Source organism: Neobacillus sp. Soil_C_43 (assembly GCF_057656715.1).
Genome location: NZ_JBDGJV010000015.1, coordinates 74,970 through 93,176, shown reverse-complemented (window position 1 = coordinate 93,176; position 18,207 = coordinate 74,970). Strand labels below are relative to the sequence as shown.

Below are 18,207 nucleotides of genomic sequence, written 5' to 3'. Positions count from 1 at the left end.
GTAAAAAGGACGAATGTGCATCCATTCGTCCTTTTCACTCTTATACTCTCTGAATTTTAAATTCGAATTCTAACTCCTGATTTGCAGGAATCAAATGTTCCTCTTGTACAGGTGCACCCCAGCTGTCATCACCGCCGACACCCATCTGCTGTCCTGCCACTGTCACCACCGTATAATGAACCTTTGGCAGCTCATAGAGATGATTTGCATTCTCCAGCTCAAATGCCGTATATGGTGAAACATTGCATTCGACCGGCTCGGATGTAGATGATATTCTTATTCCCTGACCACGGTGATTCATTACTTCTACGCGGCGTACTCCTGTACGATTCCCCGATTCTTGCGGAACAACGTACTCAGAAACATTGCTCAAAGCCGTATTCTTAAATACACAAAGCCTTGCCCCCATCGCACGGTCAGAATAGTTCTCTTCCGGTCCCATGGCGTACCATTCGAGCTGATCGTAATCCGCTGGAACCTTAAAGGATACGGCAAAAATCGGCAGTTGCGGGAGATTTTCTGCTCCTTGATAGACAGACTTTACTATCACACTACCATCTACCAAAACCGTATACCTAATAAATACTTTTACATCGTTATGAATGGATAGTTTATAGGTAAAACCCACCGATACTTGGTCTGTCTCTTCTACAAGGTCAATTGCCACACATTTTCGTGCTAGGCTTGCTGCATACCAAAGCCCTGAGTTGAAGCCTTGAGCAAAGCCTCTGTCATTATCCGTTGTGGCTCTCCAAAACAGTGGTGCAGGTGGCAGGGCAATCATTTCTTTTCCTGCGTAGTTCAACGATACCAAGCTTCCTACCGCTTTTGAAAAAATAACCTTGAAATCCTGGCCGTGAATACCGATATTCACATCCCCGTTGACAACCCATAGATCACCACCTATACCTTTGAGTTCCTCAGCGCCATTCACCTTAAATACATATTGTCCAAATGCCATCTCATAACCAGCATCTGCCCATGCCGTGCTTTCCTTCAGCTTAAAAGTGGTATGAATACAATACTCACCGGCCTCTTCTACCATTCCAGGAGGCCACTCAAATTCAACTCGCCCCTCGCTTTGCGGAGCTACAACCACATAATGCTGCTCCCGATGCAGCTCTTTGCCCTCTAGGTACACGATACATTCCAAAACATAATCGGAAGTATCTGAGAAAAAACTTTCGTTTCGAATGGTTACACCGTTCTCATCAGAAAGAAGCTTAAAGTTTTGATACAAAAATTTGACTTCCTGCATCTTTGGTGACAGTTCTCGATTGGCATACACAATTCCATTCGTACAGAAGCCACAATCCGTCGGACGGTCGCCAAAATCACCGCCGTATGCTAAAAACTCTTCTCCATACCTGTTCTTTTTTATCAGGGCCTGATCAATGTAATCCCAAATAAAGCCCCCCTGATACATTGGATATTTCTGCTCTAAATCCGTATATTTGTACATACCACCAAGCGAATTTCCCATGGCATGCATATATTCACAGCTAATATATGGTTTCTCTGGATTTTCACTCAAATACTTTTCAATTTCAGCTGGCTTTGCGTACATCCGGCTTTCCATATCGCTGGTGTCATTATACTTTCTGTTATGGAAAACCCCTTCGTAATGCACGAGTCGGCTCGGGTCGACTCTCTTAAAATATTTTGAAACATTTAGAATGACGTCACCAGCATAGGATTCATTCCCACAGGACCAAATCAAAATCGAGGGATGATTCTTGTCACGCTCATACATGGACACCGCCCGGTCCATAACAATGTTTTCCCATTCCGGTTTATTCCCTGGAATGTTCCATGAAGGGTCAACCGTCATCATTTTTTGCCACGATCCATGCGTTTCCAAATTCATTTCATCAATCACATAGATCCCGTATTCATCACAAAGCTCATACCAATAGCTTTGATTCGGGTAATGCGAGGTACGGACGGCATTTATGTTATTACGCTTTAAGGTTTGAATATCCCACAGCATGTCTTCCTTTGTAATCGCACGGCCTGTCCGGCAATTAAATTCATGGCGGTTGACACCCTTGAACACAATCCGTTCCCCATTTATACGCATGATTTTATCCACCAGCTCGAATCTTCTAAAACCCACTTTTTGCGGAACTACTTCTACTAATCTACCTTCTTCGTTAAACACTTGGATATAAAGCTTGTATAAGTAAGGATTCTCTGCACTCCATAGTTTTGGATGATCGAGTTCAAGTGACAGGGTCCACTCTCCGTCCTTTTCCACCACATGATTCATAGCTACTAAATTGCCATTTCTATCATACAATTCGGCCGTTATTTTTGAGATGCTCTTAGTACCAAAGGATTGCAGCTTGAGGTCAGCTAGCAGCGTTCCTTTTTTAAAATCAGCCTCTAATTCTGTTTTTATAGAAGCATCGTACACATGAATTTCCGGTACCGTATAAAGATATACATCGCGAAAAATGCCGGACATACGCCAGAAATCCTGGTCCTCCAGCCAACTACCTGTGCTGCGCTGGTAAACCTCAACCGCTAATTTATTCTCTCCTTCTATTAAAAATGGAGTAAGCTCAAACTCGGCAGGTGTGAAGGTATCTTCACTGTACCCGACAAACTTTCCATTTAGCCATACATAAAAAGCTGACTCAACACCCTGAAAGGATATGTATAGCGGTTTGTCTATCATATGAACAGGCACAGTAAACATTTTCACATAGCTTCCTACTGGATTATCGTCCATCGGAATTTCAGGAGGACGGATGTCGTTGTGACCATCCCATGGGTACATTGTGTTGACATATTGTGGTTTCCCATAGCCCTGAAGCTGGATGTGTCCAGGCACCGTAATGTCACCCCAGCTTGCCGTATGAAAGTCAGGCTTGAAGAAGGTTTTCGGACGGGATTCAGGGTTTATGCTATAGGCAAATTTCCAATGACCATTTAAACTATGACGGAGTTTCATTGGAGAAGCATTTCTCGCTTCCTCCATAGTTTCGTAATAATAGTGGTCGGAATGAGCGGAAAGTCGGTTGACGGCAAATACATTTAAATCTGAGAGCCAATTAACCTCTGGAATGACAGTCATTGTTAGCAATATCCTCTCTTTTATTAAAATTTTACTTAAATCATACAACATTCCATGTGAAAACGGTTTTACTTTTTAGTAAACACTTTTACTTATTGAGGAATCCGAACAGTGAAAGTGCTCCCTTTTCCTAATTCAACATAGCCAAAGATGTATGTGAACCCATAAACGGTGTATCATTAAATTGTTGCATGGAAGAAGCTCTTGCTTTTCTTCTAAACCATCTGACAAGGAAGAATAACAGAGCTAATCCTATTAAAAGCAAACGAAAAGACCCTTCCGCTGGGAGCGAAAAGGTCTTTATGCTACCTCTATTTATTAAAGTGTGACGATGTCCTTAACTGGCCAATGGCAGTGTAATCTCTACTAGTGTTCCTTCATTCATTTTACTCTTATAAGATATACTGCCATGGTGTTGCTTAAGTATTTTATGACAAATCATGATTCCTAGGCCTGTTCCCTTTTCTTTTAAGCTATAGAATGGCTCGCCTAGACGAGGAAGAAGCTCTTCAGGAATACCGCAACCTTGGTCTTGAACGGAAATCAGGCACTCCCCTTCTGCACTCTTTCGAAGGCCAATGCTAATTTCTCCGCCATCCTTCATGGCCTCCATCGCATTTTTTAAAATATTGAGGAATACCTGCTTCAATTGATTCCTTTCACAAGTAATAAAGAAAGCAGTATCTTCCACATTTAAATTAATTTGAATACCATTCATCAGCGCTTCTGGGGAAAGTAACTCTAATGTATCTTTTAGTAAATCTCGCAAATCGGTCCGATTTAATTGCACTGCCTGCGGCTTGCCTAAAGAGAGTAATTCGCTGGTAATCCCCTCTATCCGCTCTAATTCCGTAAGAAGCAAGCGGTCAATTGCGGTATTCTCTCCCCGATAGAGTTGTAGGAATCCTTTGATTGTTGTTAAAGGGTTTCTAATTTCATGGGCTACTCCCGCAGCCAGTTCCCCGACAATAGAAAGCTTCTCTGATTGCAGTAGGAATTCCTCTGCTTTTTTCCGTTCAGAAACATCTCGACTGATAATAACAATATGCTCGACTGATTGTCCTTCTCCTTTAACAGGCATACATCGGGACTCAAATTCTATATAATGACCTTCCTTGTGCTTCAATCGGAATTCCAGTGCTTGCGATTCCTTCTGTTCAATTATTGTCTTAATTGTTTGTTTAAAATCAACGACGTCTTCTACATGAATGAACTTGCATAATTCAAATTTTTCTAGTTCACAACATTGAAAACCTAAAACGACCTTATGAGAAGGTGAAAAGTAACTGATCGAATGATCCTTATTCATCACTATAATCAGATCGGATGTATTTTCCGCGATGAGGCGATATTTTGATTCACTTTCTTCTAACATTTTATACATATCAGACAGCCTATTATTCAACCTGTGGAGCTTTACATAGGACTCAATGAGTAAAGCACCAATGACCACTCCTAACATGACAAATAATATATATTGAAGGTGAAAGACTGGCTTGTCTCTAAATACATTGAAAAGAAATGGAACGGTTACTATGTAGATGACCAAATAGGATGCATAGAAAATGGCACTCTTTTTGATCGCGGTCAACCGCGAAATATACACATGGATAATCGAAAAACTAATCATAATAATGGACCAGCCAAGAATAGCCGGCATCCATTGACCACTTGAATACAATCTTATGAGCAATGAAAAAATCCCAGTAATGAACCCTGCAATCGGTCCGAGATAGGCGAAAACCAGGATAACAGGAGCGTACCGTATATCGTACGAATAACCATCCTGGTGAATGGATAATAGGACAAGAATGATTGAAACAATTCCCCCGTATAATCCCACCCAAAGTTGAACTTTCTTAAAGGGTCTATGATTGATAAACGAGCGTATTACCAGTGGCAAACTAACCATGAGTGAAAATATTGAGAGATTCATAATATAGTCTAAAAGGATCACTGATTCCACCTATCCCTTGTTAAAATCTTACTATTTTCTATTATATTAAACTAGAATATCCACTATTGCTATAAGGAAAATATATATTTGGTTGGTATTTTTGTCCATTTAATATAAATGGTCAAAAAAAAGAAAAAGACCTTTCCGCCGCTGCGAAAAAGTCTATGAGATATTTATAAGTGAACCTATTTTGATAATAAAGCAAGCACGGTGTCTAAAATAACATTTACACCTTTTTCACAGTCTTCCCACGTCGTCAGTTCTACCTCGCAATGGCTCTTTCCATTGATACTTGGCACAAACAGCATGGCGGTCGGAACATAGCTGGCAATAAATTGAGCATCATGCCCTGCACCGCTAACCATTCGTTTATTGGAGTATCCAAGTGACTGGGCAGACTGCTCTAAAAGCTCGCAGATTTCCGGCTCAAACCAAACCGTATCCCGTTCCCATAGTTTAGTAGTCTTGATCTCACAGCCTTCATTTTCTGCGAACTGAGGAAGCCCATGAATGAAATCTTTGACGGTGTTGACGATTTCCATATCTTTATGTCTTGCCTCAAGAGTAAAAATTACTTTATTTGGGATAACGGTATGAATGCTTGGATATACGTTCATTCGACCGATTGTAAATACTAACTCTTCATCCAGGCTGCCTAAACGTTGACGGATTTCATTAATAAGGTTGTTCGTTGCAAAAAGAGCATCTTTTCGCATATCCATTGGTGTAGTACCTGCATGGTCGGATTCTCCTGTTACTTCTATTTCATAACAGCACATCCCTACCACACACTCGACAACACCAATGGTGAGTGCCTCTTTTTCTAAAATAGGCCCTTGTTCAATATGCAGCTCTAAAAGGGCAGTCGCTTCTTTGAGTCGATTGTCTACCTCACCCTCATAACCAATAGCCTTTAAGGCCTCTCCAAATGTGGTACCCTCTGCATCTTTCTTTTTCAGCATAACTGATTTATCAAATTTCCCAGATAGGACACCGGAAGCCATCATAGAAGGCTCGAATCTTGCCCCTTCTTCATTTGTAAAATTAACAATGGTAATTGGAATTTTGGGTTTGATGTTATTTTCTACAAGTGTTCTAACTACTTCTAAGCCGGTAACTACTCCTAGTACACCGTCGAAGCGCCCGCCTTTTTTCACGGTATCCAAATGGGACCCTATTAAAATAGGCGGTTTATTTTCGGTCCCTTCAAGTGTGGCGTACATACATCCCATATCATCGATCTTGACCGACATGCCTAACTCTTCGCAGCAGGAACGAAAGTAATCTCTAACGCGACGGTCTTCCTCTGATAATGACAATCTTGTAACCCCATTGTTTTCTGTCCGACCAAAATCTGCAAATCGTTCCAGTTCCTTCATCAGTCTTTCCCCATTAATCAATAGCTTTTGTTTTTGCATACTGAACACTCCCCTTTTTAAATAATGAGATTACGTCTGTTTCCATTACTGTATTATTGAATCTCATGGAGATGAAAAGCTTAGGATGGTTTAGTTGAAGCCGATGGAAAAGGATTGAGTTATCTGTTTAATTATGTAAAAATTCAGTCAATAAGTTTATTATACAATACTACCAGCCACAGTCATTAGACAAAACATCAAATCTTTCCAAGCAATTGTTTTATAGTTTGTATGATTTCATATTTTTCTTTTACTAAATTAGAAATTATTGTATCTTTGAAGGAAATATATAGATCAGAAACGTGAGGCACATCTTATGTGGAGAAACAGGAATGTTTGGATTTTACTGTCTGGGGAGTTTATTGCGGGCCTGGGGTTGTGGCTGGGCATTATTGGGAACTTAGAGTTTATGCAGGCGAAACTGCCTTCGGATTTCTTAAAGTCATTACTTTTAGCAGGAGGGTTACTTGCCGGGATTGCTGTCGGACCATATGCTGGCCGGCTAACCGATCAAGCCAGTAAGAAAAGAGTAATGTTGATAGCTGGTTTCGTACGTGCTATTAGCGTGATTTTTATGCTGATTGCAATCCATACCGGCTCCATTTGGTGGATGGCCTTGTTTTTGGTTCTACTGCAAATATCAGCTGCTTTTTATTTTCCAGCACTTCAGGCAGCACTTCCACTTATTGTGACTGATAAAGATTTGCTTCAGTTAAACGGGGTTCATATGAACGTCTCTACCCTGTCACGGATTATTGGAACCGCACTGGCTGGAGTCTTGCTGGTGGTTCTGCCCTTATCCATGCTCTATGTAGGTTCGCTTGTAGGATATGTGGGGCTCTTTATCCTTACCTGGTTCTTGAATTTTGATGAAAGACAACTAGATAAACCAGAAAAGATGAAGAACAAGTCTTCAGAGAAGAATAGTTTTAAAGATGTTTTTCCCATCATTAAAAATCTACCGATTGTCTATATGACACTTATTATGACACTTGTACCGGTACTTTTTCTCGGCGGGTTTAACCTGTTAGTCATTAATATCAGTGAACTCCAGCATAGTTCAGCGATAAAAGGTTGGATCTACACTGCTGAAGGGATTTCCTTCATGCTTGGTGCCTTTATTATTAAGCTGATCACTGACAGGGTATCACCTTATATCATTTTGTTTTTTTGTTCATTTTTAATCGGCGGCTCAGAGTTGTTCCTTTATTTAGCGAATGTTCCTGTGTTAAGTGTATTGGCCTTTTCCTTATTTGGCTTTTCCGTAGGCTGTTTTTTTCCAACAGCCGCTACCATTTTCCAAACAAAAGTGCCAAAGGAGTATCACGGACGGTTCTTTTCCTTCCGTAATATGCTGGACCGAATTTCCTTTCAGATTGTCCTACTAATCAGCGGTTTTCTTCTAGACCTGATTGGGTTACAGCTCATGTGCGTCCTATTCGGAGTATTATCCATTATCACAACCACACTCTTCTACGCTAGACACAAGCGGTCTCGTATGGTCGAACAAGAGAATTGACAGCAAAAAGGCATCATCAATTGGATGATGCCTTTTACACTGTCCAAATTCAAGGAATGTTTACAATGTATGGGATTTCCCGTTTACTAGACATTTGTAGAAATCCTTCTCTTTTCTAGCAACTTTTCTAAAAGTTTAGGATAATCGTAATATTGTAAAAAAATAGGTCGTTATATCTAATGAAATTATGTAAAATAGAAGTAGGGCTAAAATGGTCCTACCAATTTTAAAAAGAAAAACTAATTTAAGGGTGAACGTAATTGCGATTTTTCAGGAAGGAACCGAAACGATTATGCTAAAAGCTAGGCTGTATGACATATCTATCTTTCTTATTGCCCTTGCCATAGCAATTAGCTCCAAACATGTATTAATACCTACATCAGAGTTTTTTAAGGCATTAATTATGTTTTGGGTATTCTCCAGTCTGTATTATCACCTTAGAGTTTTTTCAAAAAACGGCAACACTAATTTTGAATATGGTATTAGCTACTGCTTGTCATTTGTTTTGTTTACTGGTCCTCTTGGCTTATTCATATTTGAAACGATCTACCGCTTTACCGTGTATGCTTATAGAAAGTGGACAAAGACCGCTGACCCCAGTGAGTTTACAGACACTTTATATAATATTGGTGCCTTTGTTATTACCAACTCAATAGCCTACTTCTTGTATCTACAACTAGAATCGTTCATTGATTTTAAGCACAATCCCTATGGTTTTTGGATTTCGTTGTTTTTACTAACATGTATCGCCTCCCTTCTTTCCGCTACCTTCTTAGTTACTGCTTTTTACATAATGGGTGATCTTAAAACCCTTAAAGAAGGTGTAGACTTTGTTTTTAAAAGTAGAAGTTTGCTTGATTATGGGAAAGTAGCCATCACCAACGGATTGCTTTTCTTGTTTTTAAAAGATGGGAAATGGGATATGTTAATTAGTTTATTTATTTTAAACTACGTGGTAAGCCGTTCCTTTTTCTCGAAGGCTCAAAGCGCTCAACATAAGCTGGAGAGGGACAAGTTCGAGCAAATGGCCTATACAGACTTCCTGACTGGCGTGCATAACCGTACATTTATGGATAAAAAAATGGCTGAGCTTAATCAAACGGAAGAACATATCGGTATTGTCGTATGCGACATCGATAAGTTTAAACGAATCAATGACAATTACAATCACGCAGTAGGCGATAAAGTTATTCAGCACTTTGCTTCTACGCTAAAAAGCTATCTTGATGAAGATGATTATTTGTTCCGTAGTGGTGGAGAGGAATTTACTCTTTGTCTCAGAAAAAGAGATTATGATCAAACACGGAATCTGGTGAATGAGATTCTGAGGGGCGTTGAAAACAACGCAGTAAATGTTGAGTATCAGGGTGAACACGTCTCCATATCCTATACTGCTTCGTTTGGCCTTTATTACTACAAGGTAAACGACCAAATTTCTATTGAAAAAGCCTATATTATGGCTGACCAGCTGTTGTTCCGTTCCAAGGATCTAGGAAAGAACAGAGCTTCCATGGTTAACGGTCTAGCAAAAGCAGTAGTCGTATAACTAATTGCAAACCAGTAAAAAGAAGCGGTTTTGGCCGCTTCTTTTTTATTTGGTGTTAAATTTCCCATCCAACCCTTTTTGTTGACCGAAGTTGCTCCGACTTCTGACTATCTTTCTCCCTTTTCTGTCAACTCTGTCAGAAGTTGACCTGACTTCTGACTATCTCTCTTCTTTTTATACCAACTCTGTCAGAAGTTCCTCCGACTTCTGACTATCTTTCTTCTTTTTCTACCAACTCTGTCAGAAGTTGCTCTAACTTCTGACTATCTTTCTCCCTTTTCTACCAACTATGTCAGAAGTTGACCTGACTTCTGACTATCTCTCTTCTTTTTATACCAACTCTGTCAGAAGTTGCTCTAACTTCTGACTATCTTTCTTCTTTTTCTACCAACTCTGTCAGAAGTTGCTCCGACTTCTGACTATCTTTCTCCCTTTTCTGTCAACTCTGTCAGAAGTTGGCCTGACTTCTGCTATCTTTCTTTTTTTTCTACCAACTCTGTCAGAAGTTCCTCCGACTTCTGACTATCTTTCTCCCTTTTCTGTCAACTCTGTCAGAAGTTGACCTGACTTCTGACTATCTCTCTTCTTTTTATGGCAACTCTGTCAGAAGTTCCTCCGACTTCTGACTATCTTTCTTCTTTTTCTACCAACTCTGTCAGAAGTTGCTCTAACTTCTGACTATCTTTCTCCCTTTTCTACCAACTATGTCAGAAGTTGACCTACCTTGCAAAACAGAAACAAAAATGTTAGATAACTACAAAGTTTACACAAAGAGCATTTTTTATTATTTCCAATTCCATCAAAAAAGGTGTCAGGCACCTCGCATGGAAAACTGTCCACGAGTAGTGCCTGACACCCAAATTCGATTTATGATACACGCTTTAGATGTTTGAATTGTCCTTTTGATAGAACGGTTGTTTCAAGGCGGTGTGCCATGATGGCTGCTAGAACAGATAGAACAATGTCCTTTGGCAGTGGAGCAAGCATCCAGAACCAAGCCATTTTATAGGTGAAGCCCTCAGGAGCAGCTGCCCAAAGTTTATAAGCAAAGTACATCCAGTTGGTTCCGAAGACATAGTTTACAGCCATTCCGATTAAAGCAGCAATAATAAAAGTTGCCACCCCTTTTTTCTTCTCTACTATTTTTCCAATAATAAAGGCTGTGAAGATATAAGAAAGAATAAAGCCAAAGGTAGGTTTAATAATGATTGATAATCCTGCAGAAAAGTCAGCAAAAACAGGAACACCTACCAATCCTACTAACATATAAACGGTCATTGCGATAGATCCTAATCTGCTTCCCAAAATGGCTCCTGCTAGAATAGCAAAAAAGGTTTGAAGTGTAATCGGTACCCCACCAACATGTAAAAATGGAGCAATGGTACTGATATTTGCACCAATGGCCATCAATGCCACAAACATAGCTGATAGTGTTAAATCAAGTGCTCTTAAATTTTTCATTTACGTTCTCTCCCACCCTACAATATAAATGTCTTAAATTTAAAATAAATGGTAAGACAACCTTTTGTCAACCAAATATTAAAATTGGTTTACAATAAATTTATCGCTTCTATATTAATAAAGGAAAACTCTTATTTAACTATTACATTTTATGGCTTCTTCCAAAACGCTATTAGGTAGCTTTTATTTTTTAATTAAATAAAATTTTCAAAAAATATTTTGACAAACTACCTTTTTAAAGGTATATTAAGATAACGAAATTATTATCTGAATTTTATAAAAGTATATTCACATAGGGGGAAACATAGTATGGAAAAACGTCAGCAGTGGGGGTCAAGATACGGATTTATCATGGCGGCAGTTGGTTCGGCAGTAGGTTTAGGGAATATTTGGAGATTCCCAGCCGTTGCCTATGAAAATGGAGGAGGAGCCTTCTTCCTACCTTATCTATTCGCCATTTTAACAGCAGGAATTCCCATCTTAATTTTAGAATTCACAATTGGTCAAAAATACAGAGGTTCCTCACCACTATCATTGTTCCGGTTGAACAAAAAAGCAGAATGGCTTGGTTGGTGGCAGGTATTAATCGCCTTTGTTATTTGTACTTACTACTCTGTTATCATCGCATGGGCTATCAAATATACGATTTATTCATTTGGTACTCAGTGGGGATCAGATCCTAGCAAGTTCTTATTTGGAAAAGTTCTACAGTTATCTGATAAACCAGGTGAAATTGGAGGACTTGTTTCCGGAATTGTCACTCCATTACTTTTTGTATGGGCAGTTACTCTTTTTGTCTTATTTCGTGGAGTTTCAAAAGGAATTGAAAGGCTTAATAAGATTTTCCTTCCAACTCTTGTAGTAATGTTTTTAGTAATCGTCGTTCGTGCTTTAACTCTTGATGGTGCAGCTAGTGGATTAAATGCCTTTTTCAAACCGAATTGGGATATGATTTTAAACGGAAAAGTTTGGATTGCCGCTTATGGACAAATCTTCTTCTCCTTATCTATTGGATTTGCCATCATGATTACTTACTCTAGTTATCTACCAAAAAAATCAGACATTAATAACAATGCATTCATCACAGCTTTTGCCAACTCTGGATTTGAATTACTTGCTGGCATTGGAGTGTTTGCAGCACTTGGATTTATGGCAAAGCAACAGGGAGTACCAATTGATGAAGTGGTTAGCAGTGGAATTGGACTAGCCTTCGTTGTATTCCCAAGCATCATCAACGAGTTCCCTGGCTTAAATGGATTATTCGGTGTATTGTTCTTCCTATCTTTAGTTTTTGCTGGAATGACGTCACTTATTTCCATCGTAGAAACATTTGTAGCTGCTGTTCAGGATAAATTCAATGTATCACGTACAAAAGCAGTCTTAACTGGCGGACTAACAGCAACGGTTATTTCTCTTCTTTTCGCAACACACGGCGGATTGTATTTACTAGATGTGGTTGATTATTTCATTAACAACTTTGGAATTGTATTTGCTGGACTTATTGAAGTAATCTTGGTTGCTTGGTTCTTCAAAGGGTTAACCGGTTTACAAAAACATACAAATGAAATTTCTGACCTACGTGTAGGTACTTGGTGGAAAGTATGCCTTGGTGTCGTTACACCACTTGTTTTGGGTTATATGATGTTTGATAACATTCGTCAAAACTTAAAGCAAAATTACGAAAATTATCCTACAGAGCTTATTATGTATGCAGGTCTGTTGGTAGTGGCAGTGACAATTCTTATTGGTATCCTACTATCTCTTAAAGGTTGGAAAGCATCTGCCAATACAGAAGAAAAAAGGGGGGTTGCTTAATATGTCAGGAAGTGCACTTACTATGATGATTGTTGGGATGGTCATTTTATGGGGCGGTCTAGCAGCTAGCATCCTCAATGTAGTCAGAGTATCAAAAAAGGCAAAGGCCTAATACACACAAAAAGGATTGAGCAGTTCTGCTGCTCAATCCTTTTTTCATGCCGTTCGCTCAATATTTTTTTGGACGGCAAAACTTACAGACTTTGATGGTTTGGTTTGTTTCTGTCTTCTGTGTGTAAAGAAGCTTTACTCCCGTCCTACTGCACAATGGGCATGTCCCACGACCATTTGAAGGCAGATAACTAATCGTTTTTCCCCTATTTCTTTTTGCCATTTTCCATCATCCTTATCTAGAAATCTCTTGTTTCTTTATCTAATGTTGGACTGGCACAAAGATTGATAGGCATATAATTGTTTTTAAGAAGAACTTTCGGACGAACTGGGAAAAGCGCTATCCCTTCTCATTCTTCCCAGCAGTATATTCCTCTGTCAAATTAGAATCGCTATTTAACAGATTACGAATCTCATCAGGTACTGGCACCTTCTGCCTTGTTTGACGATTAATCGTTGTAAGAACTACTTCCGCAGCTACCATTCCCTCTTGCTGCTCATTCGTCATCGTTTGCTTCAGTGTAAAACTTGTATTTCCTATCCGCTCCAGAGACGTTTGAACCCATAATCGATCATGATTGAATACTTCTTTTTTATAATCGACCCCAATATGTACAACCACCGCTTCAACCCCGAGAGAGACACAATATCGGTACCACCACTTGCGCCCCTCATCTAAATACTCAAATAGCTTTACATTACTTACGTGACCCCGGTTGGCTTCCGCTACGATGAATAGCTCTGAATAGGCCAAACTTTCATCCCTCCCCCTCCTCAATTGATAAGAAACCACCTATCAATAATTCGCTGCAGAATAGATGGATACCTGCCCGCCCTTTCCACACTACCTCACTAAAGATGGCACGACAACACACCGCTTCCCATAAGATAGCAATAAGAGTTGAGTCTAAACTTTTCAAACGGAAAGGAAAGATGTGGTGCTTTTTTATGAAAAACTATTCAGTTCATTCCCCTTCATTTCAGAACCTTCAAGAGACTGGAATGACATTTGAACAGGTATTTCTACGGATTATTACATTTATGCAGTTCGATCCAAACGGAAACTACCGCCTGATGGTAGGGACAGACTCACAGGTCCACAAATCGAATACGGTCTTTATTACCGGAATTGTGATTCAGAATGAGGGTAAAGGTGTATGGGCTTGTATTAGAAAAGTGGTTGTTCCCCGAAAAATGACACATCTCCATGAACGTATATCACTGGAGTTGTCTTTAACAGAAGAGATCGTCTCTCTGTTCACGGAAGAAAGAAAAAATGAATTAATCTCTATTGTCCTTCCTCATTTATACCATGGAGCTACTTTTACTATGGAAGGCCATATTGATATCGGGGCCGGAAAACGGAATAAAACGAGTGAATTTGTCAGAGAAATGGTCACTAGAATAGAATCCATGGGAGTAGAGCCTAAAATCAAGCCGGACGCCTTCGTCGCCTCAAGCTATGCGAACCGATACACAAAATAAGGGTGCCTGGCACTACACAAGGACCTTTGTCCATGAGCGGTGCCTGACACCCTTTTTCTGTCCGAAGTTGCTTTGTCTTCTGACTGTGTTTCTGCTTTTTCCGCCTACTCTGTCCGAAGTTGACCTGCCTTCTGACTGTGTTTCTGCTTTTTCAGCTTACTCTGTCCGAAGTTGCTTTGCCTTCTGACTGTGTTTCTGGTTTTTCCGCTTACTCTGTCCGAAGTTGACCTGTCTTCTGACAATGTTTCTGATTTCTCAGCCTACTCTGTCCGAAGTTGACCTGCCTTCTGACTGTGTTTCTGCTTTTTCAGCTTACTCTGTCCGAAGTTGACCTGTCTTCTGACTGTGTTTCTGATTTTTCAGCTTACTCTGTCCGAAGTTGACCTGTCTTCTGACAATGTTTCTGCTTTCTCAGCCTACTCTGTCCGAAGTTGGTTTTGAATCAGGAACAAAAATGATAGATGGCTCAAAAGTTTACGAAAAGAGCCTAATTAAATATAGGTGAGTTGAACTTTTACTGTCGTTCCTTTGCCTGGTTCACTTTCAATTTTCATGGTTCCGTTGTGTTCTTGGATGATTTTGTTGCTAACGGTTAGACCAAGCCCAATTCCCTTGTCCTTGGTTGTATAGAATGGCGTTCCTAAATATCCCATTACGTGCGAGTCAATCCCAATGCCTTCATCAGCAAAACTAATCTGAACTCTTTTCCCCGTTAATTTTTCTACATAAACATGGACATTCCCTCCACTCGGCATGGATTCGATGGCGTTCTTAAGAAAATTAACAAAGACTTGTTTCAGTTGATTAGGGCTGCATAATAGTTCAATATCATCTGCCTGATTAATATCATGGTTGATGATTTGAACATTATGCAATAATGCTTGCGGGTGCAAAATATTTATCGTACTATCTAAAATGGAATGTAGGCCTTTCCTTTCAAATTGAATGGCCTGTGGTTTTGCTAGTGACATAAACTCATTGACGATCATATCAATCCGGTCAAGCTCATTCATTATAATGGACAAATAATTATCCTGCTTCTCTTTATTAGGTGTACTTTTTAATAGCTTGGAAAATCCTTTTAATGATGTCAAAGGATTACGTATCTCGTGCGCGACCCCGGCTGCTAATTGACCAATAATTGAAAGTCGGTCTAAATTCCGTAAAGCATCATCATTTTTTACCCTGTCCGTCACATCTCGTCCAACTGTAACATAGCATTCTACCTCATTATGCTCATTAAAGATAGGCGTAATTGTAGTCTCGGAATCTATTACTTTATTATCGCCCGTCTTTAGTTTCACTTGAAGTAGTTGAGGTTCACCTGTTTCCATTAACCTTTGGTATACTTGTTCAAAGTTTTCTTTTTCCTCCGGAAGGATGAGATCATACACATCTTGACCAATTAGTTGTTCTGGTTTAATACCAACCCCTTTTTCATGAGAAGGGCTTGCATAGAGGATCTCTTTATCTTTGGAATAAAGCTTAATCATATCTGTAGTGTTCTCGGTAATTAATCGATACAGTTCACGTGTTCTCTTTAATTCTCTTTCTGTATTTATATGCTCCGTGATATCACGGTAAATGGCTATTACGGCAATAATATCCCCCGCTACGTTTCGAAAAGGAGAATAGGACACAGCTATATCAAGCACTCGACCATCTTTATGATAACGTTGAGTCACAATGTCATGGAAAAACTCCCCTTGTTTTACCGCGCTTATTATTCCACTCACAACGTCAGGGTTGGGGAATTCCTCAAATCTCCGCCCAAGGATCTCTTCCTCTGTATAGCCGAAAATTTTCGTATACATGCCATTCACTCGAATAAACCGATTCTCCATATCAACAATACAGATTCCATCAGCCGTACAATTAAGAAAAAGATCGATTAATTCATCAGGATTATAGACAACAGACTCATTCTCTTTTCCAAAAATAGGGAAACTCTTAGCCACAAATATCTCTCCAAACACATTAATCTCTACCTTCCATTTTACAGAACTTTGCGACAAAGAAAAGAAGTATTTTTTGGTGGGTGTCAGGCACCAAAGAAAGATACTTTTTGCGATTTATCCATTCCACACGGACATTTTCTTCAAAACTACAATATTTAATTTGTTCTCCCTATCATATTGGACTTCCTTACCCTCATAAATTTTGAATTAAGGGGGTGGCTAATTGAAAAAAGGTCTATTGGCATTGATTTTATTACCATTTATTTTTTTATTATCAGGATGCGGCGGGGATCCTATACATGATGATTTGCTTAATTATGTGAATAAAGAAATGAAAGAAGCAGGCAAATTGGAAAGTGCGGCCGTTTCTGCTTATGAGGGCGTTTCTGGGGCAAATTATACCGATGATCAAACGATGTATGATGCATTAACCAAGGACGTTATCCCTAATTACAACGAGTTTATTAAAGAGCTAGATTCTGTTAACATCGAAACGGAGGAATTACAGGATATTCACGAGATTTATATCGAAGGCGCGGACATCCAATTTAAAGCCTTTACTACTATTAAACAGGCTTTAGAAGAACAGGACCCAGCCCTCATTCAACAAGCGAACGACATGCTGGCAGATGCAAGAAAACATATTCGCGATTATCAGAATAAGCTTGATAAACTAGCAAAAGAACATGATGTAGAAATTAAGAAATAACAGCAGATGATTTCATGAAACAAGGAAGGCCGGTTCCCCCTCCGATTTTACAAAGAGGAGTACCGGCCTTATTCTTTAACTGATTGGTCTCCATCAGTTTCGCCTAGACTGAATCACGTTTCCGAATCGGCAGTCGCTCGAAATACGTCGCCATTCTCCACAGCCATTCGAGCGGTCCAAACCGAAAAAAGCAGAGCCAAATGCTACTGAAGGTCAACTGAATGACTACAATAATTAAACAAAGGTAAAATGATTGAGTATATGACAGCTGCCCGTATAGGTTTAGTACCTTTCCAGCCAATAACATGAAAACCGTTTGTAAAATATAATTTGTCAGGGCCATCCTACCATAGCTTTTTAGTGGCGTTAGCACTTTCTGAACGGGTGGAATTTGTAGCAACAACACCAGCAGTCCCACATAGAATGCAGACACAATTGGTCCGATGGTAATACCGAAATTAATAAACTGCCTCATTTTGTAGGAATGACTGTAACCTAGTTGTTCAAACACCGTCGGGCTAAGTTGATATTGATATAAGAGGCCAACCATACTTAATACAAACATAATCCCTGTGAAAATAGCTACCTTCTTCCACTGTTGCGAGATCCCCTCAAACACTTGATACTGTCCAGCTGCAATCCCTAAGAGCATTAGTGGAACTACCATAAAAACTTTAGCCGAAAAAAGACTTAAAGCGAGCAGCATTGCTAGGCCAAATAAAAAATTGACCAACTTAGGTGCCCGATAAAAAGGTAATATAATGAAGCCGCTAACGGCATAAATGGTCAACGCTTCTCCAGGATGAAACTTTACATGAATCAACCCAAAAAGAAAAAGTACAAACATGCGTCGTAAAAACAGCATGGTTCCCTTTTTCCCTTTCGCCTCGGCACGTGAAATAAATATATAAAACCCAACACCGAATAGAAAAGTAAATATGGTATAAAAGCGACCTTCAACAAATAAATAAAGAAATCGCCAGTAAGAAGCATCCATGGTGCCAGGTTCAGGGAGCTTAACAGACAACAACGGAATAATATTCACTAAAATAATCCCTAATAAAGCAAACCCCCGCAAATAATCGAGCACATCCAACCGTTTATTTAACTCTATTGAATTCATCTTTTACTCCTATGGTGCCTGACACC

Annotated in this window: 14 protein-coding genes; 6 read left to right on the top strand and 8 right to left on the bottom strand. The window is 39.5% G+C overall.

The features are described from left to right. Positions 1-40 precede the first annotated feature (40 nt). The 3 genes from lacZ to AC3A54_RS18715 form a co-directional block, all read right to left on the bottom strand. Positions 41-3,079, bottom strand: coding sequence for a beta-galactosidase, LacZ type (lacZ, locus tag AC3A54_RS18725; RefSeq protein WP_487655665.1), 3,039 nt, complete (start codon positions 3,077-3,079; stop codon positions 41-43). A 337-nt stretch (positions 3,080-3,416) separates the two neighbouring features. Next, the gene (locus AC3A54_RS18720; RefSeq protein WP_487655664.1) at positions 3,417-5,036 is read right to left on the bottom strand and encodes an ATP-binding protein; all 1,620 of its coding nucleotides are present in this window, start codon (positions 5,034-5,036) and stop codon (positions 3,417-3,419) included. A 185-nt stretch (positions 5,037-5,221) separates the two neighbouring features. Then, positions 5,222-6,454: an allantoate amidohydrolase gene (locus AC3A54_RS18715; protein ID WP_487655663.1), complete on the bottom strand. Its 1,233-nt coding sequence runs from the start codon at positions 6,452-6,454 to the stop codon at positions 5,222-5,224. 316 nt (positions 6,455-6,770) lie between these two features. On the opposite strand from AC3A54_RS18715, the gene AC3A54_RS18710 reads away from it, so the two are divergent. Together AC3A54_RS18710 and AC3A54_RS18705 are read left to right on the top strand one after the other, a co-directional pair. Next, on the top strand, positions 6,771-7,973 hold the full coding sequence (locus AC3A54_RS18710; protein ID WP_487655662.1) for an MFS transporter: 1,203 nt from the start codon (positions 6,771-6,773) through the stop codon (positions 7,971-7,973). 211 nt (positions 7,974-8,184) lie between these two features. Beyond that, on the top strand, positions 8,185-9,519 hold the full coding sequence (locus tag AC3A54_RS18705; protein ID WP_487655661.1) for a GGDEF domain-containing protein: 1,335 nt from the start codon (positions 8,185-8,187) through the stop codon (positions 9,517-9,519). A gap of 867 nt (positions 9,520-10,386) precedes the next feature. On the opposite strand, the gene AC3A54_RS18700 is transcribed toward AC3A54_RS18705, so the two are convergent. After that, entirely contained in the window at positions 10,387-10,980 is a 594-nt protein-coding gene (locus tag AC3A54_RS18700; protein ID WP_335544379.1) for a biotin transporter BioY, read from the bottom strand. Positions 10,981-11,289: 309 nt separating this feature from the next. Between AC3A54_RS18700 and AC3A54_RS18695 the strand changes: the two genes are divergently transcribed. After that, positions 11,290-12,795 (top strand): sodium-dependent transporter, encoded by a 1,506-nt coding sequence (locus tag AC3A54_RS18695; RefSeq protein ID WP_487655660.1) that lies wholly within the window; start codon positions 11,290-11,292, stop codon positions 12,793-12,795. A 1-nt stretch (position 12,796) separates the two neighbouring features. After that, on the top strand, positions 12,797-12,907 hold the full coding sequence (locus tag AC3A54_RS18690) for a methionine/alanine import family NSS transporter small subunit (RefSeq protein WP_335544520.1): 111 nt from the start codon (positions 12,797-12,799) through the stop codon (positions 12,905-12,907). Between the two features lie 57 nt (positions 12,908-12,964). Here the strand turns inward: AC3A54_RS18690 and AC3A54_RS18685 are convergent, their stop codons facing one another. Both AC3A54_RS18685 and AC3A54_RS18680 read right to left on the bottom strand, forming a co-directional pair. Continuing rightward, positions 12,965-13,129 carry a hypothetical protein gene (locus AC3A54_RS18685; RefSeq protein ID WP_309856381.1) on the bottom strand — a complete coding sequence of 55 codons (165 nt, stop codon included), beginning with the start codon at positions 13,127-13,129 and terminating at the stop codon, positions 12,965-12,967. A 117-nt stretch (positions 13,130-13,246) separates the two neighbouring features. Next, the gene (locus AC3A54_RS18680; RefSeq protein ID WP_487655659.1) at positions 13,247-13,660 is read right to left on the bottom strand and encodes an acyl-CoA thioesterase; all 414 of its coding nucleotides are present in this window, start codon (positions 13,658-13,660) and stop codon (positions 13,247-13,249) included. Between the two features lie 194 nt (positions 13,661-13,854). Here AC3A54_RS18680 and AC3A54_RS18675 point away from each other — a divergent pair, with 194 nt between their 5' ends. After that, positions 13,855-14,391: a ribonuclease H-like YkuK family protein gene (locus AC3A54_RS18675; protein ID WP_487655658.1), complete on the top strand. Its 537-nt coding sequence runs from the start codon at positions 13,855-13,857 to the stop codon at positions 14,389-14,391. A 491-nt stretch (positions 14,392-14,882) separates the two neighbouring features. On the opposite strand, the gene AC3A54_RS18670 is transcribed toward AC3A54_RS18675, so the two are convergent. Then, positions 14,883-16,349 carry a PAS domain-containing sensor histidine kinase gene (locus AC3A54_RS18670; protein WP_487655657.1) on the bottom strand — a complete coding sequence of 489 codons (1,467 nt, stop codon included), beginning with the start codon at positions 16,347-16,349 and terminating at the stop codon, positions 14,883-14,885. 223 nt (positions 16,350-16,572) lie between these two features. Here AC3A54_RS18670 and AC3A54_RS18665 point away from each other — a divergent pair, with 223 nt between their 5' ends. Beyond that, the gene (locus tag AC3A54_RS18665; protein ID WP_487655656.1) at positions 16,573-17,058 is read left to right on the top strand and encodes a hypothetical protein; all 486 of its coding nucleotides are present in this window, start codon (positions 16,573-16,575) and stop codon (positions 17,056-17,058) included. 103 nt (positions 17,059-17,161) lie between these two features. On the opposite strand, the gene AC3A54_RS18660 is transcribed toward AC3A54_RS18665, so the two are convergent. After that, positions 17,162-18,181 carry a DUF418 domain-containing protein gene (locus AC3A54_RS18660; protein ID WP_487655655.1) on the bottom strand — a complete coding sequence of 340 codons (1,020 nt, stop codon included), beginning with the start codon at positions 18,179-18,181 and terminating at the stop codon, positions 17,162-17,164. Positions 18,182-18,207 lie beyond the last annotated feature (26 nt).